The following is a 26,761-nucleotide window of genomic DNA, read 5'->3' as shown; positions in this document are numbered from 1 at the left end:
TTGCTTATAGTAAAAGATATGTATGATTTTTTTATAGTTGGGTCTGGCTTGTTTGGAGCCACAATGGCTTATACTCTCAAAAATAGAGGATATAAGTGTCTGGTAATTGACAAACGATCTCATATTGGAGGGAATGTTTATACAGAGAATATGAATGGTATAAATGTGCATAAATATGGTGCGCACATTTTCCATACGAATAATAAACGAGTCTGGGATTTCGTGAATTCTTTTGTGGAGTTCAACCGATATACCAATTCACCGATAGCGAACTATAAAGGCCGTTTATTTAACCTACCTTTCAATATGAATACGTTCTATCAAATGTGGGGTGTAACAACTCCAGAAGAGGCGGCTACAAAAATTGAACACCAACGAAATGAGTTTGGTGTTGAAAATCCACAAAATTTGGAAGAACAGGCAATCTCTTTGATAGGAAAAGATATTTACCATACGCTTATCAAAGACTATACCGAAAAACAATGGGGACGTAAATGTACAGAATTACCGGCTTTTATCATCCAACGGCTTCCAGTGCGATTTACTTTCGACAATAATTATTTCAATGATACTTATCAAGGAATCCCGATAGGTGGATACACGAAGATGGTAGAAAGAATGTTGGAAAGTATTGAAGTCCGACTGAATACTGATTATTTTGAGAATAGGAAATATTTTGATTCCATAGCGGATAAGATCATTTACACCAGTGAAATAGATCGATATTTTGATTACTGCTATGGTCATTTGGAATATAGAACGGTAAGTTTTGAGACAAATTTGTTGGAAGGAGTCTCCAATTACCAAGGGAATGCTGTCGTGAATTATACGGACGCAGAGACTCCTTATACCCGTATCATCGAGCATAAACATTTTGAGTTTGGACAACAACCGGATACTGTTATCTCCCAAGAGTATTCAAAGGAATGGCGACCGGGTGATGAACCGTATTATCCTGTGAATGATGATCATAATGGGAAATTATATGCAAAATATAAAGCACTTGCAGATGCACAAACAAAAGTGTTATTTGGAGGTCGTTTAGCTGAATATAAGTATTATGACATGCACCAAGTAATAGAAAAAGCTTTGGTGTTAGCTGAAAAAATTATTAATACTCATTAACATGAAACAAGAACTTGTGTCGATCATCACACCGATGTATAAAGGTGCCGCTTTTGTAGGTGAAACCATAGAAAGTGTATTTGCTCAAAGATACGAAAATTGGGAGATGATAATTGTTGACGATTGCTCACCTGACAATGGTGCAGGTATAAACGAAGTCAAAAAATACACCCAAGACCCACGGGTGAAGCTCATTGAAAGCAAGGAGAATCGGGGTTCATCTGGTGCAAGAAACATCGCGTTGAAAGAAGCAAAGGGGCGCTTCATTGCCTTCCTTGACTCGGATGACATTTGGCATCCTGATTTTTTGGAGAAACAGATGGCTTTCATGGGAAAAAACAATGCTCCTTTAGTTTTTTCTTCCTACCGGAGAATTGACGAGAATACAAAAGAGGAATTGTTGCGCCCCTTCATTGTGCCGGAAAAAGTGTCGTATCGTTCCCTGCTTAAAACTTGCCCGATTTTCCCGTCAACAACGATTTATGATACATCTAAAATCCCTAAAATGTATTTCAATGAAGAGTTGGGTAGTATGCGCGATGATTACGTTTACTGGCTTGCAATGTTCAAAGATATCAAATTTGGATACGGGAATCCAGAAATTCTAGTTGATTATAGAATGCGCAAATCATCTGTTACCGGAAATAAAACCAAAGTAATAAAACCACAATGGAACGCACTTTACAAAGTTGAAAAACTTGGGTTTATTCAAAGTGCATATTACCTATTCTGTTGGGCGTGGATCTCCTATTTCAAATATCGAAAATGAACAGTCAGAACATTGGTTAAAATGTTAGTGTCCATATTTTTGACATCTTGCCCGTTTGCAGGCAAACAGTGACCTAAAAACTCTCTTCCCTCGATTCGTAGGTGCGGAATCGGTTAACTGGTTGGTTATCGATAACATGACAAAGTTAAGTTACCAGAAAAATGGCTATGACATGAAATGTCATCATCTGCCACGAAGGGTTAAATAAGTCTGGATAAATATATAAATAGCGAGTATAAACTTTGAATTTCACTTCTTTGTATGGATTAAATTTCTTATCTTAGTGGAACTAAATCATAAGAATATAGACGAAGAAAAATTTAAAATCCGCAGTTACGGATGGACGGAATTAACACTCTGTCATAACCCGGATCTGCATCCGAACTCAGCATCACGCTTATTGCATCGCTAGGTAGTAAGAAACGAGAAACTGGTCAGAACATTAAAAACTGCCGAAGTCTACGAATAACAACGAAAACAGACACCGAAACAGGTCGGAGTGATTGTTGTTTTTTAGGAAAACTTTGTTAATTGAAAATTTGAAAGTCCCTTATTTCGGAGATAAAAGATATATGTTTTGAAGATAAAATAAGGGACTTTTGAATGTAAAAGATATATCTTTTTTGAGAAAAGAAGATCGATTTAGTTAGTATAGAATGTTGTTTTACAACACAAATATTAAATAATTATGCATAAATCGATCAATAAAAAAAAAGAATGATAAACATGTTCCTGAAGAGTATGTGGCTTTTATGATCGCACTCTTTGCCGGGATGAAGCAAAATGGTCTGTTCGGTGGTTATTCATACAAGAAAATTGCTGAATTTATATATCCGTTTTTCAAATTTAAATATGCAGCGAGTACCATATGCAAAAACATGAAACTATTTGACAAATACTCTGATTATTATACTGAAATACAAGAATTTATAACAAGACTAAAAAATAAAACCAAATCAACCGATAAGAAATAGAATTTATTAATCCGCTGTAAAACAACATTCTAAGAAATACAGAACAGGTTAAATTAGTACTACAATTTAAAGGAATTTATATTTATCTTGCGGAGAGATTAAATGAAGTTAGTTCTTTGTTTTCCTGTAATCTGAAAAAGGTCGGAGACTTATATATCTTTATAAAGAAGTTCTTTCTATATTTATATAGTCTTGCAGACCTTCGGACAAAACAATTTCAGCACACAGACTATACTGCTCATTTTCAAAAGGATAAGAACAACTAACTAATTTCATTTTCGATTTCAGCAATTTTTCAACTTTAAATCGGATTATTGTGAAAAAGATAGAAGCTTTTACTATCATTGATTCAAATTTTTCAGAAATGAAACTTATATCTATATTAATCATTTGGGGAAGTATTTTACTGCTCCCCTTGAACTCTTACGCTCAGATCACGAAAGGACTGAGTTATCAGGCAGAGACTGGAATCAGTTTTAGCGGAGGGGAACATACTCCTTTCTGGCTGACAGCAAATAAACAAGGACTTTCGTCCATTGAGAAGAATAACGGATATCTGCGTGCCGGGATCTTCCGGGAGTTGGAAAACGATAAACGTTTCTCATATGCTTTCGGGGCAGATCTAGCTGTGGCCTATAATTTTACATCGACTTTTGTGGTGCAACAATTGTATGCGGATCTGAAATATCGTTGCCTGGGAGTTAGTGTAGGTAGTAAAGAAAGACACAGTGAATTCAATAATCCGCTTTTAAGTAGTGGTGGCTTGACATTTTCAGGTAATGCCCGTCCGGTTCCGCAGATTCGCGTCGGTATTCCGGAATATACCGTTGTACCGGGAACAAAAGGATGGCTGGCTTTCAAAGGCCATATCGCTTATGGTATGTTTACAGACGATGGCTGGCAGAAGGATTTCGTGGCTCCGGGGAATAAATATACGGAACATGTACTCTATCATTCCAAAGATTTGTATGTGAAGATCGGTAATCGTGAGAAGTTTCCTTTGATTTTGGAAGGAGGCTTGGAAATGGCAGCCCAATTCGGAGGAAATGCATTTATTGGAGATCAAAAGATTGATATGCCGAATGGAATAAAGGATTTCTTTAAAGTGTTTATTCCGAGCGGAGGTGGCAGTGAAACTCCAACAGGGGAACAAACAAATGTTTACGGAAACCATTTAGGTAGCTGGAATTTTTCGTTAACCTGGTATGCTCCGCAGGATTGGACAATCCGTCCTTATTACGAACATTATTTTGAAGATCACTCACAGATGTTCGGGGAATATGGCTGGAAAGATTGCCTAGCGGGAATAGAAATAACGTTTCCCAAGAATCGGGTGATCGGTAGTTTCGTTTACGAATATATCTCAACAAAAGATCAAACGGGAGCTGTCTATTGGGATCATACACCGGAAATACCGGAGCAGGTAAGCGGAACAGATAATTATTATAACCACTATATCTATACCGGATGGCAACATTGGGGAATGGGAATCGGAAACCCTCTTGTCATGTCTCCCATCTATAATAACGACGGAGATATTGTTTTTAAAAGCAATCGGATGCAAGGACATCATTTTGGAATAATGGGTAACCCTTGTGCCGATCTGCAATACCGTATCCTTTTATCCGTTACCCGCAATTGGGGGACCTATGCGTTACCTTTTTATGAAATCAAAAAAAACGGCAATGCTCTAGCCGAGTTAAAATATACGCCTCATCAATTGAAAGGTTGGGATTTTACAGCTTCACTAGGGATAGACAGGGGAGCTATGTTAGGTAAAAGTGCCGGTGGTATGTTAACAATCAGAAAAACAGGATGGATACGATGAAAAGATATACAATAGCTGTGCTGCTGGTACTGATAGTTAGTGCTTGCGGAAAAACACCTATCAACGGTGACCTGGATGGGCGTTGGCAAATAATAAAAATAGAATATACTTCCGGAGAAGAAGAAACACCGGAGCGGGCTTACTACAGTGTGGCTTTGCATACAATCAACCTGATGCAAGTCGGAGGAACAAGTCAAACTGGAAATATGGAATATACCGGAGATTCGCTATTTGTAGTCATGCCGATCAGTACAGTTGAAGATTTATTACCATTTGGCATGAACGGGACGGAACAACACTTCGGTGTCAAAGAATTAACATCGAAGCATCTGGTTTTACAATCAGATTATGCGCGGTTGGAATTCAGAAAGTTTTGATACTGATCTCTCCTAAATCGAAATAATAAAAACAAATAACAATATGAATATCATAATCAGAAATGTATTATTGGGGGGATTGCTATGGCTGGCAGTACCATTGGCGGCACAGGTTCCCCAGGATTTGATTGATAAGGCAAAAGCTGCGGGAATGACAGATGATCAGATACAGCAGGAAATTGCTAAGAGAATGGGACAATCAGGTGCAGGCCAAACAACTTCCAGGGCCTCCGATGCAGTAATTTCTGACCGGGTTATTGCTACTACTCCGGGCAAGGATAGTATCTCTCCGGAAGAGCAACGTAAAAGGAATCTACCGGAAAACGATTTGAAAGAAACTGTTTTCGGACGAGAGATATTTTCTAATAAGAATCTGTCTTTTGAACCGGATCTGAATATTCCGACTCCTAAAAACTATATCCTGTCAGCCGGAGATGAATTGCTGATCAATGTCTGGGGAGATTCGGAACTGAATCTGAAACTGAAGGTTTCTCCCGAAGGGACAATTCTTATCCCTAATCTTGGCCCGGTATCTGTCAGCGGACTGACTATCGAAACTGCCGAAAACCGTATCCGGCAGGAATTGGGACGGATCATGTCTACCCTATCGGGAAATACCGATGGAGCCAATACATTTGTATCTGTCAGTCTAAGTCAGATACGCAGCATCAAAGTCAATATTGTAGGTGAAGTCGTTGCTCCGGGAACCTATACCCTACCCTCTTTTGCCACTCTGTTTAATGCTTTGTATGCGGCAGGTGGAGTGAATGAGATCGGTTCGCTTCGCGGAATCAAAGTATACCGCAACAGTAAGGAAGTTGCAAAATTAGATGTATATGATTATCTCCTGAATGGCAAATACAATACGAATATCCGTTTGGAAGAGAATGATATGGTGATCGTTTCCCCTTACGATCAGCTGGCTGTGGTTCGTGGAAAAGTAAAACGTAACCGCATTTTCGAAATGAAAAAAGGGGAAACTTTACAACAACTATTGAACATGGCCGGAGGTTTTACCGGAGATGCTTATAAGAAAGATGTCCGTATCAAACGAAAAGCCGATAGCCGTTATCAAATAGCGACTGTTACGGAAGATAAATATCCGACCTTTGCGATGATGGATGGCGATTCTTTGTTGGTAGACTCTGTGATTCCTTTTTACGAAAACCGTCTGATAGTGACCGGTGCAGTCTGGCGTCCGGGAGAATATGAGTTGAATGGAACTGTACATACCGTAAAAGGATTGATCAACCAAGCTGCCGGCCTGAAAGGTGATGAGTTTACCGGCCGTGCCCAGATCACCCGTTTAAATCCGGATTTCACAACAACAGTTATAGCCGTAGATATCCGTGGAATCCTGAATGGTACGTCTCCGGATATAGAACTCAAACCAGAAGACATACTAAACATTCCATCCCTGTTTGATCTTCGCGAGCCTTATACGATCAAAGTAAGCGGAGCAGTGAATTATGTAGATACAGTCCTGCCCTACCGAAACAATCTGACGGTGGAAGATGCCATTATGATGGCCGGAGGTTTGAAGGAATCGGCAGCAACGGTCAATGTGGAAGTAGCCAGAAGAATTAAAGATACAAAAACTTACGAAAACAGTAATCGTACGGCAGAAGTGTTCAATTTTGAATTGAATGACAATTTAGGACTGATATCCGTTGATGGCAAAAATAGTAATTCCGTTTTTACCCTTGAACCTTTTGATGAGGTGTATGTGCGTTTCTCACCGGGATATCAGGAACAGCAAGTAGTAAAGGTTGATGGTGAAATTACTTTCTCCGGTGATTACGTATTGGCAGAAAAGAATTCCCGTTTGAGTAATATCATAGCCAAAGCCGGAGGGATAACCCCTGATGCCTATGTAAAAGGAGCAAGCCTGAAACGCCAGTTGACAGAAGATGAGATGCGCCGCTTGGAAACTCTGCTGCAACTGAGTTCTAATAAGCAAAGCCGTGACTCGGTGGCTTTGTCACTGGAAAATATCAAAAATTATTCAGTCGGCATCGATTTGGAAAAAGCATTGGCTAATCCAGGAAGTGCCCACGATGTGGTATTGCGTGACGGGGATGAGCTTTATATTCCTCAATTACAAAGTACAGTTAAGATAAACGGAGCCGTAACCTATCCGAACAGTGTGACTTATACCAAAGGAATGTCTGTAGGAAATTGCCTTTCACAAGCCGGAGGATACAATGATATCGCTCGTAAATATCCAATCGTAATCTATATGAATGGTAAGGTTGCTACAACGAAAAAATGCTTTATCTTCTTCAAACGATATCCAAAGGTAGAACCGGGATGCGAAATCGTTGTTCCGACTAAGACGCAGCGCGATCGTAAAACCAGCCTGGCAGAGGTACTGAGCATAGCCAGTTCAACCACTTCGATGGCTGCGATGGTCACCTCTATTATTAATACAATGAAATAAACCGATAGTATATGGATATGATTCAAATGAACACTCCTGACACAGATAATGCACAGGAGATCGATTTAATAGAATTGGCTAAACGGTTGTGGGGGGAACGTAAATTTATTTTTAAATGTTGCGGAATTGCAGTTGTTGTCGGTCTTGTCGTAGCTTTCAGCATACCGAAAGAATATAGTACAACCGTAAAACTGGCACCCGAAACTTCCGACCCATCCAAAAAGATGGGGAATTTGGGTGGATTGGCTGCAATGGCAGGGATTAACCTGAACAGTACTTCAGGAGCGGATGCCATCTCCCCGGACCTGTATCCGGATGTAGTCAGCAGTATTCCTTTTTTACTGGAGTTATTCCCCGTACAGGTAACAAATGAGAAAGGGGATTACTCTGCATCCTTATATGATTATATGGATGATCACCAGAAAAGTGCGTGGTGGAGTTATGTGATACAGGCTCCGTTTAAACTGTTAGGTGTTGTGAAAGATTTGTTCTCAAAAGAAGAACCGGTAAGTAGTGGAGAATTGACTTCTTTCAGGTTAACAAAGGAACAGGCAGATGTCATAAATGCGTTACAACAACGTATCTCCGCTTCTGTGGATAAAAAGACATCGGTAATCACAGTCTCCGTTCAGATGCAGGACCCGTTGATCTCGGCGAATATCACTCAAATTGTATTGGAAAAACTTCAGGGATACATCACAAATTACCGTACCCAGAAAGTAAAGCAAGACCTTGAATTCACAGAGAAAGTATTCAGCGAAGCCCGTGAGTCCTACTACAAAGCACAACGTGCTTATGCTGCTTTTGAGGATGCCAACAAGAATATCATCTCAGCTAGCTACCGTACGGAACAGGAGCGTCTAAAAAATGAAATGACATTAACCTTCAATGTTTACAATACGCTGGCCCAGAAGTTGGAACAGGATAAACTCCGGGTACAGGAACAGACACCGGTGTATACAATAATACAACCCGCCACTGTCCCTTTAAAAGCGGCCTCTCCCAAGAAACCGCTGATTCTGATCGGATTTGTATTCCTTGCCATATTCAGTGGAATCGGTTATCTGTTTATCAAAGACCTTTTTAACCCCAAAGAGGAAACTGAGGTTTTAGATATTGAATAATTCAATGTCTCTTCGCGATCTTTATCATTCTTACCATTATTTTGTCACAGAAGATTCCGGCTGTCTGCTGGTAGGATTCAGGGAGGATTCCGTTACTTTCATTGTGAAAGAAGTATGGAATAAGGAACCTGTCGGCTTGCCGGAAGTGGATAGGTTATATACTGAAATGCAGCGAGTCGGGGAAATGTGCGACTGCAACCAATTCCGCATCCTGGCTCACGGAGGCTATCTGCCGGAGGCACTTTCCTTTGAACTGCATGGATTAACAGTTTCGGATGAAAGTTATCTGAGAAGTCTGGAGACGGGAAAGCATATTGAACTGTTTTCACATAATGAAGCGGCTTACCGGGCTATTGAGGAAGGATTCAAAACGAACAGGATTGGAGCCGTTGTACAGGCGACCGGAACCGGGAAATCCTATCTGATTGCCCGCTATATCGTCAACCATTCGGAAGACGATATAGTGGTTATCGCTCCCAACGTTACGATCATTGCCGAGATCAAAAAAGCTATCGGCAGGACAATACCGCATGTCGCCTACCGGACTTTCCAGGCATTAGTCCTGAATCGAGGAACAGTGGGTGAACTCAAAGCAGATCATATCATTATCGACGAGTTCCATCATTTCGGAGCGGAGGTATGGGGAAAGGCTGTACAGGAAGTAATAGATAACAATCCGGAGGCCCGTGTACTGGGAATGTCGGCCACTCCGATACGTCCCGAAGAGATGCTCGATACGGTAGAGGTCTATTTCAAGGGAAACCTGTTCCATGAACTGTCTTTGTCTATGGCTTGGTATTATAAGATACTGCCTGTTCCTGTCCTGGTGCAGAGTGTTTTCGATCTGAATAACCAACTGGATAAGGTACAGCGTATGCTGAACAGGAGTGACTGTACTTTAGAAAGGCGCAAGCATATTCAAGACAAGATAGACTTTGCCCGTCTCGACTTTCGAGGCTCGTTGAGTGCATCGGAACTGATCCGGCGTTATCTTCCGAAAGAGGTAAAGAAAATGCTTGTTTTCTGTAAAGACAAGGAAGATCTTCAGCATATGATTCCCGAAGTATCGAACTGGCTCGGGCAGGCTGGCTTTGAAACGGAAACATTCGAGATCCATAACGGACTCAGCAATCGGGAGAATGAAAAGACGTTGCGTCGTTTCCGTAGGGAAACGGGAAAACTGCATGTACTTTTCTCTATAAATATGCTGATCGAAGGATTGCATGTGGAAGGAGTAGATGCCGCCATGTTCCTGCGTCGGACGGAATCGTATGTGGTTGCCTTGCAGCAGCTGGGCCGTTGCCTGAAAGCCGGTTCGGACCGGCATCCGGTGGTGCTAGACTTCGTCAATAACCTTTCGGGCCGTTCTGTTTATGAGGCTATGTCAAGGGAGTTGGCTTATCATCCGGCGATCCGTGCCCCAAAGAGTTTTAAAGGCTTTATGGAGTTTGAGGTGACAGGATTCCTGTCCGATATCCGTGCTCGTGTGGATGATATGCTGGCGGAGTTGGATGCATGGCCGGTGATGTATGAACGTCTGATCGAATATAAGGAACGTGAAGGGCACTGGCCGCAGGCAGCCGAAGGGAAACTGGGAAACTGGTGTAACACCCAGCGGATTGCCCGGAAGAAAGGGACGTTGTCGGAAGATTATATCTTGCAGTTGGACCGGATCGGTTTCGAATGGGAAGTACAGGACAGTCGTTGGATGAACTGCTTTGAAGAACTGAAAGCATTTATGTCCGTAGAACACCGTTGTCCCAAACGCGGTGAAAACAAACTGAATACCTGGTGCAACACCCAACGGCAGGCACGAAAGAAAGGTATCCTTTCCAATGAAAGGATACGGTTGCTCGATTCGATCGGCTTCTGGTGGGAGCAGGATCTGGATTCGCTCTGGACGGAGAACTGGCAGCAGGTACTTGCCTACTACAAAAAACACGAACGTTGGCCCAAAAGCAATGAAGGCAAAGCCGGCAGCTGGTGTAACACCCAGCGTAAGAACCGGAAACAAGGTTTACTTTCGGCTGAACGCATCGCCCGGATGGATGCCGAAGGTTTTATCTGGACTATCGATGATGTCTGGATGGAAAACTATGAAAAACTACAACAATTCTTCTCTGAAAACAACCGCTGGCCAACCGCCCGTGAGAACAAACTCGGCAGTTGGTGTTTCGTACAGCGCAGAGCCTTGAAAAAAGGCGAGCTCCCTCCTATCCGTAAAGATCTTCTGGATAAGATCGCATTCCCCTGGAACTTAAAATAAAAAACGGGAAACTGCCGCTGCAGCCTCCCGCTTTCTAATAAACTACATAAAACACTTAAAAGAACAAACTTCTATTTTAGAACGCAACACCGAAGCGCACTCCCCAGTTGTTTATTCCGTCCATGGAATAAGTCAGGACTTTACTTTTGTTTGTTGCATAATTATAGTAAGCAGCTACGTGCAAACCGAATTTCTTTTCAGGAGTAAAGAAAATATTCATACCGATTTCAGGAGCTACATAGAATCCCCATTGACGGTCGTACACTTTCATTACATTCATATAAGTCGACATTTCACTGTATTCTGCACCTAATTTAGCTGAAACATAAGGTTCAAACTGTCCTTCGCGGGTAAAGCTATAACGGAATGCAGCACCAAAAGGCAACTGGAATAAAGAATGTTGCTGATCAGAAGTGATAGCAGATGTTTCACTTACATTGAGTGTCTGACGGTCAATATATTTATTGTTTGTGTGATAAGAAATAAATGCACCTACTGCAAAATTAGGAACCACATAATAACCGGCTTCACCGTGAGCACCCCAACCGCTTGTCTTGTCGGCAAAGTTATTGCCGAACGGAGAGTTGATATCCCAGTCGATATTGAAATACATATTGTTTACAACCTGGGCGCCAGCCAGTGAAGGAATCGCTAAACAGGCGATAAGTAAAGCGACTAATTTTATTGATTTATTTATCTTTTTCATAAGACTCAAATTTTACTGATTCGCGTTTAATTATTTCCTGATATATGGTGATTGAACAAATGCCTGATCAATTGCACGGATAGATAGCTGAGTATCGATCTTATTTGAACCGGACAATAAGCCTGCCATATATGAAGTCCAGATAACCGGTAACTTTGTATCAGCAGTCTTTGGTGTCGGAGATTTCAGGTCGACCATTTCAGCAAGCAGTGAACCTACACTGTAGCTGTAAACAACAGGGTACGGATAATACCAGTCGTGCCAGTCATAACCCCATGTCGGTCCCCATCCCGGTCTCCAGTAATTAGGTGCCCAATAGCCTGGGTAACCCCACCACCAGTTATTGTTATCATACCAATTTGTAAAATAATTTACATTTTCAACATAAGAAACCTGCAAACCCAGGTCTGCTTCTTCTTTGTCCATTGTGCGAGTGTAACCACGGCTTTCCATGTTACTGATAATTGTGGAAGTGATATCGTCTGCTTCAGTTGCTGTCCAGTACTGAGGCTTCTCGCTGTTGCCAATTACCAGTACACTATCAGGAATGTAGAATGTGGTGAAAGACTTGAAATCGGTCTTACTATCATGATTTGTGTACACCACGAAATCATTATCCAGCTTTGACATATCCGGATCTTTCTGACAAGATGCCAGTAAAAGGATCAACAAGAAAAAAGGAATAATCTTTTTCATCTCATTTTAACGTTTAAAACAGTTTATACTATTATTTGTGCTTATATATAAGTTACCCATGAAACAACAATAAATTAAAAAAGGTTCTCTTCGATGTTATTTTGACTGTGTTAATTAACTTGTTGTAAGACTTCAAAACGCTCGTAAACGATAGTTAAAACGAGAAAAGGCCCGGAATAACTTACGCTATTCCAGGCCTTTCGATTATCTTTTAAAATAAATATTTATTTCAATGTCCCCTGTTGAGCATCCTGTATCATCTTTTCGTTGGCAAGGATCAGGATTTCCACACGGCGGTTCAGTGCACGTCCTTCCGGAGTGTCGTTGCTGGCAACAGGATCGTGAACGCCTTTACCTTCATATTCCATGCGGCGACCGCTTACACCCTGGTCGACCATCATATAGTCGTATACGCTTTTAGCACGTTTTTCCGACAAAGTCTGGTTGTAGTCTACCTTACCGGTGTTATCGGTATAGCCAACGATCTTGATGTCGGTATCCGGATTTTCGTTCAGGCTAACAGCCAATTTACGCAATGCACTACGTGAAGCATCGCTCAGTGTACTTGAATTAGTGGCAAACAGAATACCAGAATCGAAAGTTACTTTCAGGGCTTCACCGTTGTTGATGGTTTCAACAGTCGTTTCAGGAGGAAGAGTAGCTTCCAGTTCCTTCTTCTGTTTATCCATCTTCTTACCGATTAAAGCACCGGCCGTACCACCAACAGCGGCTCCGATAACTGCTCCTAATGCTGTATTACCGGCCAATGCACCGATACCTGCTCCGGCTGCTGCACCACCACCTACTCCGATAGCGGTTCCTTTTGCCGTATTATTCCACGTTCCACAACTTGTAAAGACTACTGCCATACATAGCAGTACCGATAATAGTTTTAAATGTTTCATCTTTTTGCTCTTTTATAAACTTTATATGAATATAACAGTTTATCAATCGAACATGTTGATAGAATCGCAATATTCAAGCTCGCCCTGCACAATAAAGCCTATTGCTTCGGGATCGAATTTGCCAACGCCATCCTTCTGCGCATTCTTTACTACATATTCAATCAATTCATCCTCATCTATTTCAATGTCGGCATCATCGTCAGCATCGTCGTTCAGATAACCGCGTGATTCGTAGAAATCGTAGATCAGGTCTACAATATAATTGATATCGTCATTGCTGAATTTGCCTTTCAATTCCTGGGGAAGATAGTTCTGAATAAATTTTACAGATTCGTCTTCATCGTAAATCAAATCGTCTTTGTCGCTCATAACTTTTTCAGTTTAAATGGTTACATACTTATGCAAAGATATTGCTTTAATTGAGATTTAAAAAGAATTATATGCTATTTGATCAAATCGTCCAAAGCATTGTTTCCTTCCTTCAATATGTTGTCGATGATGCCATGCTTTGTCTGGATTGTCAGATAAGTGGCTTTCAACTTTGTGATGCCTATCATTTCATCTGTAGAAAGTTCGGAACTATACTTATCATATTTTGTTTCGGCAAATTCGATATATTTCTTTTCCGCTTCTTCCCAATCTGCCTTAGAATACTTATCAGCACCAGCCTGTACTTTTTCTACGAACTTCGTGAAGTCCTTTACATACGAATCTTTAGATTCCCCGCAACCGCTTAATGTAAAGAGAGCCATCACAGCAACCATCATCATTAAAAACCTTTTCATATTCTTTTCCTTTTTAGATTAATGTTGCAAATGTAAACAAAAAAGAATGATCCGTTAGCACTTGGGCCTCCAAATAGAAATACAATTTATTAGAGATCAAGCTAAAGCTGCTTTTATAATCGTATCCATATAATCCACTACTGTTATTCTCAATTCCGTTAGGTTCTATTTAAGCATCCCTATTCATTTTCCATGTGGTAAATTGTATATTGTTTCAATTCCGTTAGGTTCTATTTATAGAGTATGGGGAATAGTGACTAGTTCCACAAGACCCCGTTTCAATTCCGTTAGGTTCTATTTATAGTTGACGAAGGCAACGAATATGCCATCGTGCATTATGTTTCAATTCCGTTAGGTTCTATTTATAGAAATGAACAAGACTGCTGTTGTCAAAGTTGTTGAAATGTTTCAATTCCGTTAGATTCTATTTATAGGGGGTCAACTTTTTATTTTTCTCAATGACGCACCACTGTTTCAATTCCGTTAGGTTCTATTTATAGTTAAGCAAGATCATAACCAAGGGAAAGCAATAGAGTAGTTTCAATTCCGTTAGGTTCTATTTATAGTGTTCATATCTATCCATAAGTTCGCCGGTTTTCTCGTTTCAATTCCGTTAGGTTCTATTTATAGGTTGTTGTTCCTTTAAGACGAAAAGCCATATTTCTGTTTCAATTCCGTTAGGTTCTATTTATAGCTGTGCCGACTACATTTAATTGGGTAAGCCAAAAACGGTTTCAATTCCGTTAGGTTCTATTTATAGTATTTGCGGGCGAGAAAGAGATTACCGAATGTAGAGTTTCAATTCCGTTAGGTTCTATTTATAGAAACATGTGGGCCAGGGAAAAAGCCTGTCTTATTATGGTTTCAATTCCGTTAGGTTCTATTTATAGTGGAACAGGCTGGTTAAAGCATCAGACGACCATAGGGTTTCAATTCCGTTAGGTTCTATTTATAGCAAATTGATCTGGTCCCGAATAGATTGTCGTTCCTGAGTTTCAATTCCGTTAGGTTCTATTTATAGAAAGCTGTCAAAGATGTCAAGCCACCTTTGTTTTTGGTTTCAATTCCGTTAGGTTCTATTTATAGATCTCCAGACAATTTGCTGATCACTTCACGTGTCTTCGTTTCAATTCCGTTAGGTTCTATTTATAGACGTTAAAAACTTTGCTTGAATTGACAGCTATTGCAGTTTCAATTCCGTTAGGTTCTATTTATAGGGTGTTGCATATTCGTTCAATGGCCGGGTGTAATCTAGTTTCAATTCCGTTAGGTTCTATTTATAGGAAAAGGGTTTATGAAAGTATATAATTTGAATCAATGTTTCAATTCCGTTAGGTTCTATTTATAGCAGTTCATACTGATGAGACATACCGCCCATTTCTCCTGTTTCAATTCCGTTAGGTTCTATTTATAGAGGATTGTTTGATTCTGTGATAGTTTCTTTATTATAGTTTCAATTCCGTTAGGTTCTATTTATAGCCTTAATTCATCTATTATTGATCGAATCTTATCCAGTTTCAATTCCGTTAGGTTCTATTTATAGACCGCCGCGTACCACTTTTTCGGTTCCGTTACCTTGTGTTTCAATTCCGTTAGGTTCTATTTATAGTTGTGGAAGGATCACAACGCCGGGCGTTTGACGATGTTTCAATTCCGTTAGGTTCTATTTATAGACTTTTCTGGTGATCATTCATATAATCATATAAGGATGTTTCAATTCCGTTAGGTTCTATTTATAGTGGATGGGTAACGGCTATTGGTGCTGTGGCTAGTATGTTTCAATTCCGTTAGGTTCTATTTATAGTCTATGAAATATCGACGGGCTTGTTTACCTTTTTCATGTTTCAATTCCGTTAGGTTCTATTTATAGATGTACGTAAGCGTGGAGTGTATCTATCCCCAGTAGTTTCAATTCCGTTAGGTTCTATTTATAGGATTCAGGCATAAACTTATCTATTACGGATTCTATAGTTTCAATTCCGTTAGGTTCTATTTATAGAGTTTCTGCATGGATATACTTTAATCGATTCTGTTCGTTTCAATTCCGTTAGGTTCTATTTATAGGACTGCGCTGGTCTGTACCCTGTCCGGCCAACTTCAAGTTTCAATTCCGTTAGGTTCTATTTATAGTTCCTTCAGGGTGTAAGCCCAAAGCAGATACTTGTCAGTTTCAATTCCGTTAGGTTCTATTTATAGAAGGTATGTGGTTTCCTACATTGAAAGTTACTGGGTTTCAATTCCGTTAGGTTCTATTTATAGAAGTTTAGCAAGAAATGTGCAAAGTTAGTTAATAGGTTTCAATTCCGTTAGGTTCTATTTATAGAATGATGGATTTATTCGAAATGAATTGAGATTAGCCGGTTTCAATTCCGTTAGGTTCTATTTATAGCTCCACCCTTCAGGTTGTATTTTCGGTCATAAACTGTTTCAATTCCGTTAGGTTCTATTTATAGCAGTTGTTACTTCCGTTTCCCGCTGATCGGATGGAGTTTCAATTCCGTTAGGTTCTATTTATAGCATAGGGAAAAGAAAATACGACAGTAACGGCCTTGTTTCAATTCCGTTAGGTTCTATTTATAGGTAGCAGCAGGAAAAATAAGAACCAAGAATATCCCAGTTTCAATTCCGTTAGGTTCTATTTATAGAATCTCTTGTTCACGGTTACTGAAAGTCATACCTTTGTTTCAATTCCGTTAGGTTCTATTTATAGTAATGTGGTCGGCCAACTTATACCCGCATTGCGTCGTTTCAATTCCGTTAGGTTCTATTTATAGACGGTTACTGAAAGTCATACCTTTTTCATTCATCAATGTTTCAATTCCGTTAGGTTCTATTTATAGTTCACCCTGTTGATATTCCTCATTGTTGCTCATCATGTTTCAATTCCGTTAGGTTCTATTTATAGAATTTGATACCCGGCTGAAATATACGGGCCACTGCGTTTCAATTCCGTTAGGTTCTATTTATAGGTCTGGTTTGAGTATTAAATGATTGTCCACATTCTGGGTTTCAATTCCGTTAGGTTCTATTTATAGCGCGAGGTCTATGGCCTTGACTTTACGAAGACTCATGTTTCAATTCCGTTAGGTTCTATTTATAGTTAGTTTGCTGTTCCGAACTTAAGATTCCTTTCTTCTGTTTCAATTCCGTTAGGTTCTATTTATAGAATCCTATCACCATCATCATAAGGAACCAAATAAAGTTTCAATTCCGTTAGGTTCTATTTATAGATGCAATTTTCGCATTCGGAGATAAAGTTCTGAGTTTGTTTCAATTCCGTTAGGTTCTATTTATAGAAAATGGATGTTTCGCTTATATCCGAAGCTCTCCAGGTTTCAATTCCGTTAGGTTCTATTTATAGCACAGGGTTTGAAACTATGTGAATGTGAGGACACGACGTTTCAATTCCGTTAGGTTCTATTTATAGCTGGCTTGTTGCCGTCTTTCCCTGAATGGCTTCTTCGTTTCAATTCCGTTAGGTTCTATTTATAGCAACGAAGTATTTTGAGTGGGAACAACATGTATTGTGTTTCAATTCCGTTAGGTTCTATTTATAGTCGTTACAAAAACGAGCATTATATACGATAATAAAAGGCTTTTCGCGGCATTCAACTATCATTTTCTATTTACAAAGTTGTCGATCCCCAATCATAGAAAAAAGACAGGGTATCGACAAATTATATTATTGGTTTGATTTTCAATATGTCAAAGAACTTTTTGAAAGATGAATGATTCCTATAAACCCTCTTTTTATCCACAAAAATTTGCATCGACAACTTTTACAAAAATTGATCAATACTAGACCGCTCTTTTCCAATCACTTCCCGCTCCATCCACTTATCCCAACGATTTGAAAAAATAATTAGGCTATCCTCGTCTTTATCCATTATTTCTCCTGCCAGAATTTTCAGTTCTTTTAATTTAACATCGCTCAATTCTCCTTCAAATACAGAGTTTTGAATCCAATTTAAATATTTTCGACAAAGACGAAGCATTTTTGCAACTCTTTTCTCTCCCATATCATATACAAGAATAATATACATCTACCACCACATTTTAAAAGGTTTATATTCTTCCATCCCTAGTAAATGCTTGCTAAGTTTATAACATTCTAATTTAATTAAATGCCTGTAGCTTACATTACGCTTGAGGCTACGATGTTGAATTGTTTCAGACATACGATCTTCAATTGCTTTAACAAAAACTTTTTTCCCAGCCTCGTTTAAAATACATTTATTCAAAGAACTGTTAAAGTGTTTACTTTGCAGTTCTTTTCTATTTAAAACTTTAAAAATTGTACGATCTACAATAATCGGTTTAAATATTTCTGCTAAATCTAAAGCAAGTGAATAACGACGCTCTCCCGGAGTATGCAAATAACTAATCGTAGGATTCAGTTGCGTCTGATGAATAGATCGAAGACAAAAACCATAACACATCATATTTCCAAATGAGATCAAAGCATTAACCTCATTCTTTGGCGGCTGTTTACTTCTTCCATTCATTTGAAAATCATTTAATATCAAATTAAATGATTCATAATAGACCTGGCGGATATTACCTTCCAATCCCATTACCTCTTGTATACTCTGAGTTTGATCTAATTTAGAAGCATAACCTTTCATCTGTTCAATCATCGGTTCCATATCTTTCCCTCTGCGATTATAATATTGAAGATTCTTTATCATATTATATGATGCTCCCTCAATAAATTTTCGTGCCACAACCAAACGTTTAGAACAATCTTCATAATTAGACGTTTGAGCTAATAACATTTTGCCAGATAACAAATAGTCTTTGGGCATAAAAGAACCTGTATAATTTTCATAATAATCAAAAAAATGTACAGCAATATCATTTTGTCCTAAAAAATTAAACAAAGCACTATTTGCCACTAATGATCCAAAAACAAAAAATTCACTTACACCTTCTATAGGTATAAATCTAGGTTGTCCATCGTGTTCAAGACCATTTTCATCTTCTGTCACAGGAACGAACTTCAAGGTATTATCTTTTCTACTGAGTTTACCGGGATTAAATAAATAATAAGTTTTCTTCATATTTCATCCTCCGTAATATAACAAAATTCATAATAACTACAATTTTTACATCGAACACTTTTTACAAGTGGCGGACAATCCCCAGACTGAATAATTCTCTTAATTTCTAATATCATCTGATCAATTTCAGCCACATCATCTAAACTAAGTTCTATTTTATGTGTCTTACGTTCCGTCGGATATTCCAAAATACCTGTTATACCCTCCATTCCATTTTTCAGTAAAACATACATATAATATTTCAATTGCCAAATATGCGTTTGCTCAAATTTAGGAGATTTTTTAGTTTCGTGTATAATCCGATTTTTATGATCATAAAAATCGATCTTAATACCATCTAGCTCTACTTGTTCATAGTTACTGTCACGTTGTAAATAAGTAGAATCCTCAATAAGACGTCCCATAGCCACATCATCCGAAGTGTCTTCAAAACGAATATCATTGGCATGAAGCCACATCCTACGTTTACAATAGAAATAATAAGAAATCAATGTACCTGTTACATGCTGCATTATAATAATAAATTATTTGTTCCTAACTCTAAACCTTTTTCAAATGAATAACTGTTCAAATCATATAAGACACGTATACCCAAATAAGTTTTCCCTCCTCGATAAGCAGGGGTTACCTGATTTCCTTTAGAGTTCAAACGGACATTTATGATTCTATCACTTAAAATTTTAAGTCTGCTATTAATTTCTATCCGAGTCTTTCTATTCTTTTCAAAATCAGTTGTATTTAAAGATTGTGCTGTCAAGTCTGCCAACTCTTCACAACTAAAATCTTCTTCATCTTTTGGAATATAATACTTATACTGCTCACCAAACAGATCATTATCTATTAATTGAAATTGTCCTAAATGTTCAAACTCAGCGTTATTAACACATTCAATCATATTTATTGATTTGTCTCCTTTCTTAAATTCACCTATAGTAAGAGAATCCCGAATAGAAGAAAAGAAATCAGACTGAATAGTATACAACTTATTTTCTTCTACCCCATCAGTAATATGCTCCTTACAAAAATGAAGAAACTGAGCAGCCTCTCCTTTGTAAATTACTTCTGAACTCGCTTTTCCTTGTTCTTTTTTCAATTGGAAGAAATAAACATCTCCCATTTCTGAAAAAGTATTATTCCTATTACATCTTCCGGCACTTTGAATAAGACTTGGCAACGGACATAAATCCCGATATACAACAGGAAAATCAATATCAACACCTGCCTCAATCAATTGAGTAGATACTAAAATAACCTTTTCATTCGCATTCAAAAAGGCTTTTGCCATTTTTATTTTTTCACTCCGATCAGAAGAGGTAAAATGAGTATTTAACAGGATAATATGAGAAAATTCTTCCAGTTTCTCATATAGATCCTTTGTATCACCGATAGTATTCAAAATCACCAGACAAGATTTAGTCTGACTCAAAACATGGTCAATCAAATCCTGTAGCATAAATTTGTCATTATCTATCAAATGTATTTTATAGCGATTAAACGTTTTCTCCGAAAAATATCTTTCAGGAGTTATCAGTTCTATTGGCAGATTATCAGAATACTCTTTAAACAAGAGATAAGGGTCAGCCAATTCATCGGCATAATTCTTTACCGGAAAATCTAACTTGGGCATAGTCGCGGTAGACAATATGGCATATGAGTTATTTATACGGCAAAAAGCTTCCAGCCACGCAGAAAAAAATAGATATAGACGTGGCGGCAATGCTTGCAATTCATCAATGAGAAATATTCGATTTGAAAAATTAGGTAATTTCAATAACGTGGCATTCTTATTACTAACCAGAGTTTCAAAAAATTGAACAAAGGTTGTTATAATAAAAGGATGGTCAAACGAATGTTCAGCAAAATCTTGTTGAAGTATCTTTTGCAAATTTTCCGAAGTCGGATTTACCTCATACATATTCAATGCAGTAACCAATTCTTGGTTATTTGCTTTCGAATTCACAGGCAAATAATCAATTCCATCTTCATCCAATATCCGTTGAACTTGCTCGGTGATAGATAGGAAAGGTAAAGCATATATGATACCCAACTGTCCTTTTTGACGTTGTATTTCTTTAGCAACCGATAATAAGGTATAAGTTTTTCCCGCACCTGTGGGAGCTGTTATAGTGAACACTCTCCCGGATGACAATAAATAGCGAGAAATATTCTTTGTAGCCTCTATCCGAATAGCAGTTCTTAAACAATTTAAATCAGATAAAACTGGTCCTTGATCAAACAGTTGAAACTTCCGGTCCAATGCCAAATTCATCTCTTCAATAGCCTGTGGAATCCTATCCTCAAATTGATACCAAACATTATTTCCGGCATCTCTTTTATCTGCATGTATTAACGATGCAAATCCGAATTGGGTATCCATAAAATACTGCAAAGCTTTTGCACGCCAAAGTCTCAAGTGTAGATATTCTACAAACTTACTCGAATTCTGAAAGTCAGATTCATCATAATCTATTGAAAACTGGTTATGTTCGATTGACAATTGCTTGGATAGAAAGGATGAAAACGGCAACTCATTCTTTTCAACGAACATACCCGCATTTGTTACTTCTTCCAAATTCAGTAAATCCCTGAAATTAGGCAAATCTCCATGATGATGAGAAATCAAAGCGATTACCTGTCGAATTTTAATCTTATAGTCAGCAGCATTTTCAGCCTTAAGCAACTGCCAACAGGCTTCCCGATTTGTCTTTGCAAAATAAACAAATGCAAATACAGACAAATAAGAATGATTTGAATATCTCCCACCATTAATTCCCGCCAGTTTTTTTTGAAAATTAGGATTTATCTTTCCAAAGTCATGAAAAAGAGCAGCTACTTCAGTGATCGATAAAGAAGTATATTTGCGGGATTTTTCAATCACCCCGCAAATATGAACTTCTAATAGCTTATCTACATGAGACCAGTATTTCATATCAGACACCACTGTGTTTCTCCATTAAACAAATAATGTTCACCCCGCACCTTAATTGAATGACCGGCAGATGGATAAACGATTGAAACATAACCTTCCGGTAAATTCCAGAAATCATCATTCTGAAAACAAGGTATCCGGTCAAAACCTATACGTAACGTATTCGCATCCAATTCCTCCGGAATATGTTTGCTTGTAACAAAACCTTTCGTAGAGAACACTCCATCAGCCACATATTCAATTTCACCATCTTCCTCCCATCGAATTTCTGCAGGACAATTGTGCAATCCTAACACAGGATTATAACAAGCTTTTTCCTCCTTGCAATAATCGACAAATGATGTAAACAAGGCTTCCGAACGCTGATTGACAAGGCAAAGTATAACTTCATACTCAGGATTACGAAGAAACTCCATCTGTTTCGGTACTTTATCCCAATCATTCGTCGCACTTCGAAAAGTAAATCCCCACGATTGCTTCTTTACTTCATTTTTCACCTGCACGCCATATTTCAAGTCATCACACAAAACCGGGAACAGATTCCTCATTTCTTCCCGATTCTTACCAAGCACAGCTCCGATCATACCAACCAGTGCCGTCTTTGTTATCAAATCATGAGAAAGCGGATTATTATTGGTCTCAGATCGTCGAAACTGTGCCCAATTTCCTTTTATATTTAATCGAACACCTTTCATGCCTCCAATTATTTTGTGAATATATCGATTGACTTGATTTTCTCATTTCCCAAAGCAAGAAGCGCATTCTTTATAGCCTCTATTTCCGTATAGAAGCGTACTTCATTCACTTTTTCGGAATCTGCCACAGTCTTTAACTTATTAAAATCAAACTGAAAATCAACCATTCCACGTATTTGTTCTTCTTCTTTCTCTGATGTTATCGTTACTAATTTATCGACACCATACAATTTATCATTCGGAGTACGATAAACAATCTGAAGCAACAGCACTGAATTCTGATTGGATTTACTTCGGGTATTTGCATTATTTATACTGTTCCAAAGTGCTTTAAACATTTCCTGCACATCATCATCAGTCAACCCGCTATTCTTTGCCGAATAAGGATTAATCCAACCGTGAATCTGATTAAGAGCATAAGGCACCACTGTTGTCGTACCAATTGCGCCTCCTGACTTATCTGCACTGGATGAAAAGACAGACGTATTTTGATGAATACGCAAATCGATCTTATTCATAGATGGATTAAGAAGAGCAAATTGTACCGGACCTGTAATATTTACAGCTGCATCTTTTTCAGTAGAGATTCCACCGAATAAACGTACATCGATACAATGTTTCATTAAAGACAATGCTTCCTCTTCCAGTCTCTTTTTATCCGGTTTCTCACAATTATATTTCACTCTCAAAGATTTCATTCTGGCAGAAGAACCCGACTCCTTACTCCCTTCAGCAATCTGTGACTTATCATTGAAAACATATACATCATATTTATCTTTCTCTATTTCATTCTGTTGAATAAAATAATCCCGGATAAAACGTTTAATACGAACATCACTTACCAAAATACGTTTTGTTTCATCATCATAACGTTGTTCCCCTGTAAAAGGGTCACCATTAGGTATTGAATAAGTACTATCGTACCAAAAAAGGATTTCTGATTTTTCCTGTTGATTTTCCATTTGTATCTATAATTTAATTAGCATCCGTTATTTCTTCTTCAATGGGTTTTCTCGAATCATAATAACTTTCAAAAAAACCAAGTGAGCAATTATATTTACTATACTTCTCTCCGCCAAAATCTTTAACGATATCTGCAAACTTCATATAGGCTTCTTTTACCCACTTTTTAGTCAAACCATGCATAACCAACTTTTCATTAAGAAAAGCAGCAAACTTTACCAACTCGTCCAACGAAGCTGTCCTCCGGGAAAGATTCCCTACATAAGATTTCTCAAATGATTTAATCGGACAATCTTTCCTCCATGACGCAAACTGTTGAGCCATTATGCCTAGTTGTTTACCTAAAGCATAACTTTTTAAATCTTTAATCATCATAAGCGTATTCTTTTTTTGTATTTTCATTAGAAAATAAAAATCATATTTCAGTAGATTAAAATTTGTATTATCGTTTCGGATATTATATTCCACCTTTTCCAAAAATGCAGGAAGCAAAACAGGATCTTCATAATAAGTATCCGTATAAATCTGAGGCAAAGCTTTCAAAATATGGGACTGGAACTTTTTCTTATCTTTCGTTACATCACCTAACAGATTTTGAAAAGAGTTACGGATCTGATATTGAAAATTCCTGGCATTAGGAAATTCAGTATAAGCCATGTCCTCTATCTCGCGTCTACATTCAATAATTCGCGCATGAACCCTTCTTAAGAGAGATTTTTGTACGTCTGAAAATTCTATCAAGTCAGAGAAAACACCAGCCGGAGAAGCCGGAACATTCGTAAAAATGATATCAAATTTAACAGAATCATCAAAATCATTTTTCAATAAACCTTCAAAGGATGAATCACATGAATCTTCCTCATCTACGAATGTCATATCGGCTTCTTTCCTACCCTCCTGCTCCAATGTTCTTTTATCTCGTTCAAAAAAGTAAACGACCATATCGGATGTCAGTTGCTTTGAATGCGGCAAAGCTATTATACCTATTCCACCTATACGCATCAATGGTTTCTCTGCTGCGTTTCCCGCATACATCAAACTAATGATATCATCACGTGTAAACAAACGATTCTTATACCCTGTTTCTCCAAAGCCGGGGGTAACACCACCCAGCGTTTTATATAGATACTTGTCCAACATAACCTTATCGGTATCCGGAAGGGATTTTACAAGACTCTCTGTCAGGATAATATCTATATTATCAACTATACCATCCATATCCTGCCAACTTTTCCCGTCGAAGTTAAAATGTAGCACAACGGATGTCTGATTTTTAAGAAATTGTTCAATAGATTCAGCTTTTCTCCTGAATTCGGAGCGAAATTTCTGAATAAAAGGATTCTCCATACGGCTTGCAGCATCCTCACTCAACCAGAAAGAGGATTTCTTTTCCACAATTCCATTTTTTTCTTTATCAGCCCATGTTCCATACATCCTATAGTTACCCCCCTCTATCAGCATTCCTTTTTTATCTTCATAGCAAGAATATACCAAATCTCCTAACAGATAACGCTTAGAAGAATCTTTTTTTGATGTCTTGAAATTCAAATAATAAATAGATTTAATCTTATCCTCATCTATGATACGTGCCATAGAATCGAAGTCAAGAAAGAAACTATTTCCATTATCAATAATATTTACTTCATAGAATGTAGTAGTGATGGTATTACCATCTTTATCTTTCTTCTTTTCTAATGCTTTCACATCGTTTATCGCCCAATTTATCTGATCATGGTATTTCCACGCATCTCTTGTTTCACGATAAAATTGACCTATTTTTATTACTGTATCTAAGCTCATAATATATTACTTTAAGGATGATTTATCTATTTTCTCTACCATTCCAAAACCTGAACTACCTTTTTCAGCGATCCCGGATTCATACATTATATTCATTAATTCTTTTGGAGCCTTCATTCTAAATTCACAAAGAAAGCCTTTCACCCTTGTTTGTTGAGGGGTATCTGCTTTTATTGTTATTAATTTAGACTTAAGAACATTCGTCACAGTAAAATCGTAATTTAATATCCCTTGATACGGCTTTCCATAATAAGCAACATACCGATTAAGAAGACTCATTAAAATAGCTCCTTTCGCATAAGGATCTACCGGAGAAAGATATACCGTTTTATCATTTTCCTCTCGACGGGAAATACACATCGGAGATAAAGTTCTAAAATCAGCCTCCTCTTCACAGTCTAAAGCTGGTAACATCTCGACACTCTGTACTTTGAATTGAACAACATTCTGTCTATTTCCCAGTTGGAATGTCTGTTCCATAAAGATACCTTGAATAAACTGCCGTGTTGATTTTTCAGGAAGAAAAGATATATACCATTCTACAGTATCACTATTTATATGTAGGCATCCATGCTCCTTATCTAACCAGCGAGAAGGTATAATCAAAGATGAGTAAGTGAACAGCTTGAATTGTTTTCCATCTAGTTCAAATCCATTATCATGTAACCAGTTTGCATAAGATTCACTTGACAATGAAAGAATCTTATAGATAACAGCCATTTGCTCGTATTGGTAGTTAAAAGGTAAGCGATTTCCGTATTTTTTGTCGATTTGTAATACTAGTTTAAATCTCATTGCATTTTCTTTTTATTGGTCGTAAAGCTAAGAAATAAACATACCCAACATTCAAAATTCCACATGTTAAGAAACACAAAGGGGGTGTGTCAAAACTAAGGCACATCTCCTTTTTTATCTTAAAATAGTCGTTCCTCTTTTTTTTGTCTATGCGACTATTTTTTCAGTAATTAGGTAATAAGGCTTAATATTCGTCGTATGTTGAGTCACACGTGGTCTGATAAAGATAAATATAGTGTGTGCACTCCTTCTCTTTCCTGCTTTTAGTAGTTTTGTACACATCTTTTTGATATTAAAAGCTATAGCAAAGAAGGCAAAGTCCATAGTCACCTTGTCTTCTCCCCCATGCCGGAACCTTCTGTATGCCATGTTGTGTTTCATTTGTCCAAAAACTGCTTCCGGTTGGCTCTGGACTCAATCTTGGTACCGTCGATATACTCTACGTCAAGGCTGATGAAACCTTTGTCGGCAAGGACAAGAACCAACTGCGTAAATACATTATTTATCTCTTCTTTTACACGATT

The 26,761-nt window shown here is 38.1% G+C and carries 20 protein-coding genes, 1 pseudogene and 1 CRISPR repeat array; of the genes and pseudogenes, 7 read left to right on the top strand and 14 right to left on the bottom strand.

Annotated elements, in window-relative coordinates; all coding sequences use genetic code 11:
- Window positions 1-18: 18 nt before the first annotated feature.
- From glf to NBH14_RS17555, 7 genes are all read left to right on the top strand, one after another.
- Window positions 19-1,125: a UDP-galactopyranose mutase gene (gene glf, locus NBH14_RS17585; protein ID WP_186960604.1), complete on the top strand. Its 1,107-nt coding sequence runs from the start codon at window positions 19-21 to the stop codon at window positions 1,123-1,125.
- Between the two features lies 1 nt (window position 1,126).
- Window positions 1,127-1,894: a glycosyltransferase family 2 protein gene (locus NBH14_RS17580; protein ID WP_186960605.1), complete on the top strand. Its 768-nt coding sequence runs from the start codon at window positions 1,127-1,129 to the stop codon at window positions 1,892-1,894.
- A 1,338-nt stretch (window positions 1,895-3,232) separates the two neighbouring features.
- The gene (locus NBH14_RS17575) at window positions 3,233-4,696 is read left to right on the top strand and encodes a capsule assembly Wzi family protein (RefSeq protein ID WP_186960606.1); all 1,464 of its coding nucleotides are present in this window, start codon (window positions 3,233-3,235) and stop codon (window positions 4,694-4,696) included.
- Window positions 4,684-5,073: a lipocalin-like domain-containing protein gene (locus NBH14_RS17570; RefSeq protein ID WP_186960607.1), complete on the top strand. Its 390-nt coding sequence runs from the start codon at window positions 4,684-4,686 to the stop codon at window positions 5,071-5,073. Before NBH14_RS17575 ends, NBH14_RS17570 begins: the two co-directional genes overlap by 13 nt.
- 43 nt (window positions 5,074-5,116) lie before the next feature.
- Window positions 5,117-7,513: an SLBB domain-containing protein gene (locus NBH14_RS17565; protein ID WP_186960608.1), complete on the top strand. Its 2,397-nt coding sequence runs from the start codon at window positions 5,117-5,119 to the stop codon at window positions 7,511-7,513.
- Window positions 7,514-7,530: 17 nt separating this feature from the next.
- The gene (locus NBH14_RS17560; RefSeq protein ID WP_186960623.1) at window positions 7,531-8,637 is read left to right on the top strand and encodes a Wzz/FepE/Etk N-terminal domain-containing protein; all 1,107 of its coding nucleotides are present in this window, start codon (window positions 7,531-7,533) and stop codon (window positions 8,635-8,637) included.
- Between the two features lie 4 nt (window positions 8,638-8,641).
- Window positions 8,642-10,903, top strand: a complete 2,262-nt coding sequence (locus NBH14_RS17555; RefSeq protein ID WP_186960609.1) for a Helicase associated domain protein — start codon at window positions 8,642-8,644, stop codon at window positions 10,901-10,903.
- Window positions 10,904-10,979: 76 nt separating this feature from the next.
- On the opposite strand, the gene NBH14_RS17550 is transcribed toward NBH14_RS17555, so the two are convergent.
- The 14 genes and pseudogenes from NBH14_RS17550 to NBH14_RS17485 all read right to left on the bottom strand — a co-directional run.
- Window positions 10,980-11,609, bottom strand: coding sequence for an outer membrane beta-barrel protein (locus NBH14_RS17550; protein WP_186960610.1), 630 nt, complete (start codon window positions 11,607-11,609; stop codon window positions 10,980-10,982).
- A gap of 30 nt (window positions 11,610-11,639) precedes the next feature.
- The gene (locus tag NBH14_RS17545; protein WP_186960611.1) at window positions 11,640-12,305 is read right to left on the bottom strand and encodes a DUF4136 domain-containing protein; all 666 of its coding nucleotides are present in this window, start codon (window positions 12,303-12,305) and stop codon (window positions 11,640-11,642) included.
- 224 nt (window positions 12,306-12,529) lie between these two features.
- Window positions 12,530-13,210 carry a YiaD family glycine zipper/OmpA-like lipoprotein gene (locus tag NBH14_RS17540; protein ID WP_128134022.1) on the bottom strand — a complete coding sequence of 227 codons (681 nt, stop codon included), beginning with the start codon at window positions 13,208-13,210 and terminating at the stop codon, window positions 12,530-12,532.
- A 42-nt stretch (window positions 13,211-13,252) separates the two neighbouring features.
- Entirely contained in the window at window positions 13,253-13,579 is a 327-nt protein-coding gene (locus NBH14_RS17535; protein WP_007652830.1) for a hypothetical protein, read from the bottom strand.
- A gap of 74 nt (window positions 13,580-13,653) precedes the next feature.
- Window positions 13,654-13,995, bottom strand: a complete 342-nt coding sequence (locus tag NBH14_RS17530) for a DUF6565 domain-containing protein (protein ID WP_128134021.1) — start codon at window positions 13,993-13,995, stop codon at window positions 13,654-13,656.
- Window positions 13,996-14,141: 146 nt separating this feature from the next.
- Window positions 14,142-17,552: a CRISPR direct-repeat array (repeat unit 29 nt; unit sequence GTTTCAATTCCGTTAGGTTCTATTTATAG).
- A gap of 222 nt (window positions 17,553-17,774) precedes the next feature.
- Window positions 17,775-18,038 (bottom strand): CRISPR-associated endonuclease Cas2, encoded by a 264-nt coding sequence (gene cas2 / locus NBH14_RS17525; RefSeq protein ID WP_186960612.1) that lies wholly within the window; start codon window positions 18,036-18,038, stop codon window positions 17,775-17,777.
- A complete protein-coding gene (gene cas1b / locus NBH14_RS17520; RefSeq protein ID WP_186960613.1) occupies window positions 18,039-19,055 on the bottom strand; it encodes a type I-B CRISPR-associated endonuclease Cas1b in 1,017 nt (338 codons plus the stop codon). It lies immediately after the preceding gene.
- On the bottom strand, window positions 19,052-19,567 hold the full coding sequence (gene cas4, locus NBH14_RS17515; RefSeq protein ID WP_186960614.1) for a CRISPR-associated protein Cas4: 516 nt from the start codon (window positions 19,565-19,567) through the stop codon (window positions 19,052-19,054). Before cas4 ends, cas1b begins: the two co-directional genes overlap by 4 nt.
- Window positions 19,567-21,984: a CRISPR-associated helicase Cas3' gene (gene cas3 / locus NBH14_RS17510; protein ID WP_186960615.1), complete on the bottom strand. Its 2,418-nt coding sequence runs from the start codon at window positions 21,982-21,984 to the stop codon at window positions 19,567-19,569. The genes cas4 and cas3 overlap by 1 nt, the downstream gene beginning before the upstream one ends.
- On the bottom strand, window positions 21,981-22,679 hold the full coding sequence (cas5, locus tag NBH14_RS17505) for a CRISPR-associated protein Cas5 (RefSeq protein ID WP_186960616.1): 699 nt from the start codon (window positions 22,677-22,679) through the stop codon (window positions 21,981-21,983). Before cas5 ends, cas3 begins: the two co-directional genes overlap by 4 nt.
- Window positions 22,680-22,687: 8 nt before the next feature.
- Entirely contained in the window at window positions 22,688-23,641 is a 954-nt protein-coding gene (cas7b, locus tag NBH14_RS17500; protein ID WP_186960617.1) for a type I-B CRISPR-associated protein Cas7/Csh2, read from the bottom strand.
- 13 nt (window positions 23,642-23,654) lie between these two features.
- The gene (locus NBH14_RS17495) at window positions 23,655-25,442 is read right to left on the bottom strand and encodes a hypothetical protein (protein WP_186960618.1); all 1,788 of its coding nucleotides are present in this window, start codon (window positions 25,440-25,442) and stop codon (window positions 23,655-23,657) included.
- A 6-nt stretch (window positions 25,443-25,448) separates the two neighbouring features.
- Complete coding sequence (gene cas6 / locus NBH14_RS17490; protein ID WP_186960619.1) at window positions 25,449-26,237, bottom strand: CRISPR-associated endoribonuclease Cas6; 789 nt, start codon at window positions 26,235-26,237, stop codon at window positions 25,449-25,451.
- Between the two features lie 147 nt (window positions 26,238-26,384).
- Window positions 26,385-26,642: pseudogene (locus tag NBH14_RS17485) on the bottom strand (transposase); the annotation flags it as partial.
- Window positions 26,643-26,761: the final 119 nt, after the last annotated feature.

This window comes from Parabacteroides caecihominis (genome assembly GCF_023656785.1).
Lineage (GTDB): Bacteria > Bacteroidota > Bacteroidia > Bacteroidales > Tannerellaceae > Parabacteroides > Parabacteroides segnis.
This window is presented reverse-complemented; position numbering and strand designations above follow the sequence as displayed.

What these genes read in the sequence shown, in the direction of transcription:
- NBH14_RS17545 (WP_186960611.1), bottom strand. Translation starts at nt 12,305, where the DNA reads ATGAAAAAGATTATTCCTTTTTTCTTGTTGATCCTTTTACTGGCATCT.
- NBH14_RS17560 (WP_186960623.1), top strand. Translation starts at nt 7,531, where the DNA reads ATGATTCAAATGAACACTCCTGACACAGATAATGCACAGGAGATCGAT.
- cas3 (WP_186960615.1), bottom strand. Translation starts at nt 21,984, where the DNA reads ATGAAATACTGGTCTCATGTAGATAAGCTATTAGAAGTTCATATTTGC.
- NBH14_RS17550 (WP_186960610.1), bottom strand. Translation starts at nt 11,609, where the DNA reads ATGAAAAAGATAAATAAATCAATAAAATTAGTCGCTTTACTTATCGCC.
- NBH14_RS17565 (WP_186960608.1), top strand. Translation starts at nt 5,117, where the DNA reads ATGAATATCATAATCAGAAATGTATTATTGGGGGGATTGCTATGGCTG.
- NBH14_RS17540 (WP_128134022.1), bottom strand. Translation starts at nt 13,210, where the DNA reads ATGAAACATTTAAAACTATTATCGGTACTGCTATGTATGGCAGTAGTC.
- NBH14_RS17575 (WP_186960606.1), top strand. Translation starts at nt 3,233, where the DNA reads ATGAAACTTATATCTATATTAATCATTTGGGGAAGTATTTTACTGCTC.
- glf (WP_186960604.1), top strand. Translation starts at nt 19, where the DNA reads ATGTATGATTTTTTTATAGTTGGGTCTGGCTTGTTTGGAGCCACAATG.
- cas4 (WP_186960614.1), bottom strand. Translation starts at nt 19,567, where the DNA reads ATGCAGCATGTAACAGGTACATTGATTTCTTATTATTTCTATTGTAAA.
- NBH14_RS17555 (WP_186960609.1), top strand. Translation starts at nt 8,642, where the DNA reads ATGTCTCTTCGCGATCTTTATCATTCTTACCATTATTTTGTCACAGAA.
- NBH14_RS17530 (WP_128134021.1), bottom strand. Translation starts at nt 13,995, where the DNA reads ATGAAAAGGTTTTTAATGATGATGGTTGCTGTGATGGCTCTCTTTACA.
- NBH14_RS17535 (WP_007652830.1), bottom strand. Translation starts at nt 13,579, where the DNA reads ATGAGCGACAAAGACGATTTGATTTACGATGAAGACGAATCTGTAAAA.
- cas6 (WP_186960619.1), bottom strand. Translation starts at nt 26,237, where the DNA reads ATGAGATTTAAACTAGTATTACAAATCGACAAAAAATACGGAAATCGC.
- cas1b (WP_186960613.1), bottom strand. Translation starts at nt 19,055, where the DNA reads ATGAAGAAAACTTATTATTTATTTAATCCCGGTAAACTCAGTAGAAAA.
- cas2 (WP_186960612.1), bottom strand. Translation starts at nt 18,038, where the DNA reads ATGTATATTATTCTTGTATATGATATGGGAGAGAAAAGAGTTGCAAAA.
- NBH14_RS17580 (WP_186960605.1), top strand. Translation starts at nt 1,127, where the DNA reads ATGAAACAAGAACTTGTGTCGATCATCACACCGATGTATAAAGGTGCC.
- cas5 (WP_186960616.1), bottom strand. Translation starts at nt 22,679, where the DNA reads ATGAAAGGTGTTCGATTAAATATAAAAGGAAATTGGGCACAGTTTCGA.
- NBH14_RS17570 (WP_186960607.1), top strand. Translation starts at nt 4,684, where the DNA reads ATGGATACGATGAAAAGATATACAATAGCTGTGCTGCTGGTACTGATA.
- cas7b (WP_186960617.1), bottom strand. Translation starts at nt 23,641, where the DNA reads ATGGAAAATCAACAGGAAAAATCAGAAATCCTTTTTTGGTACGATAGT.
- NBH14_RS17495 (WP_186960618.1), bottom strand. Translation starts at nt 25,442, where the DNA reads ATGAGCTTAGATACAGTAATAAAAATAGGTCAATTTTATCGTGAAACA.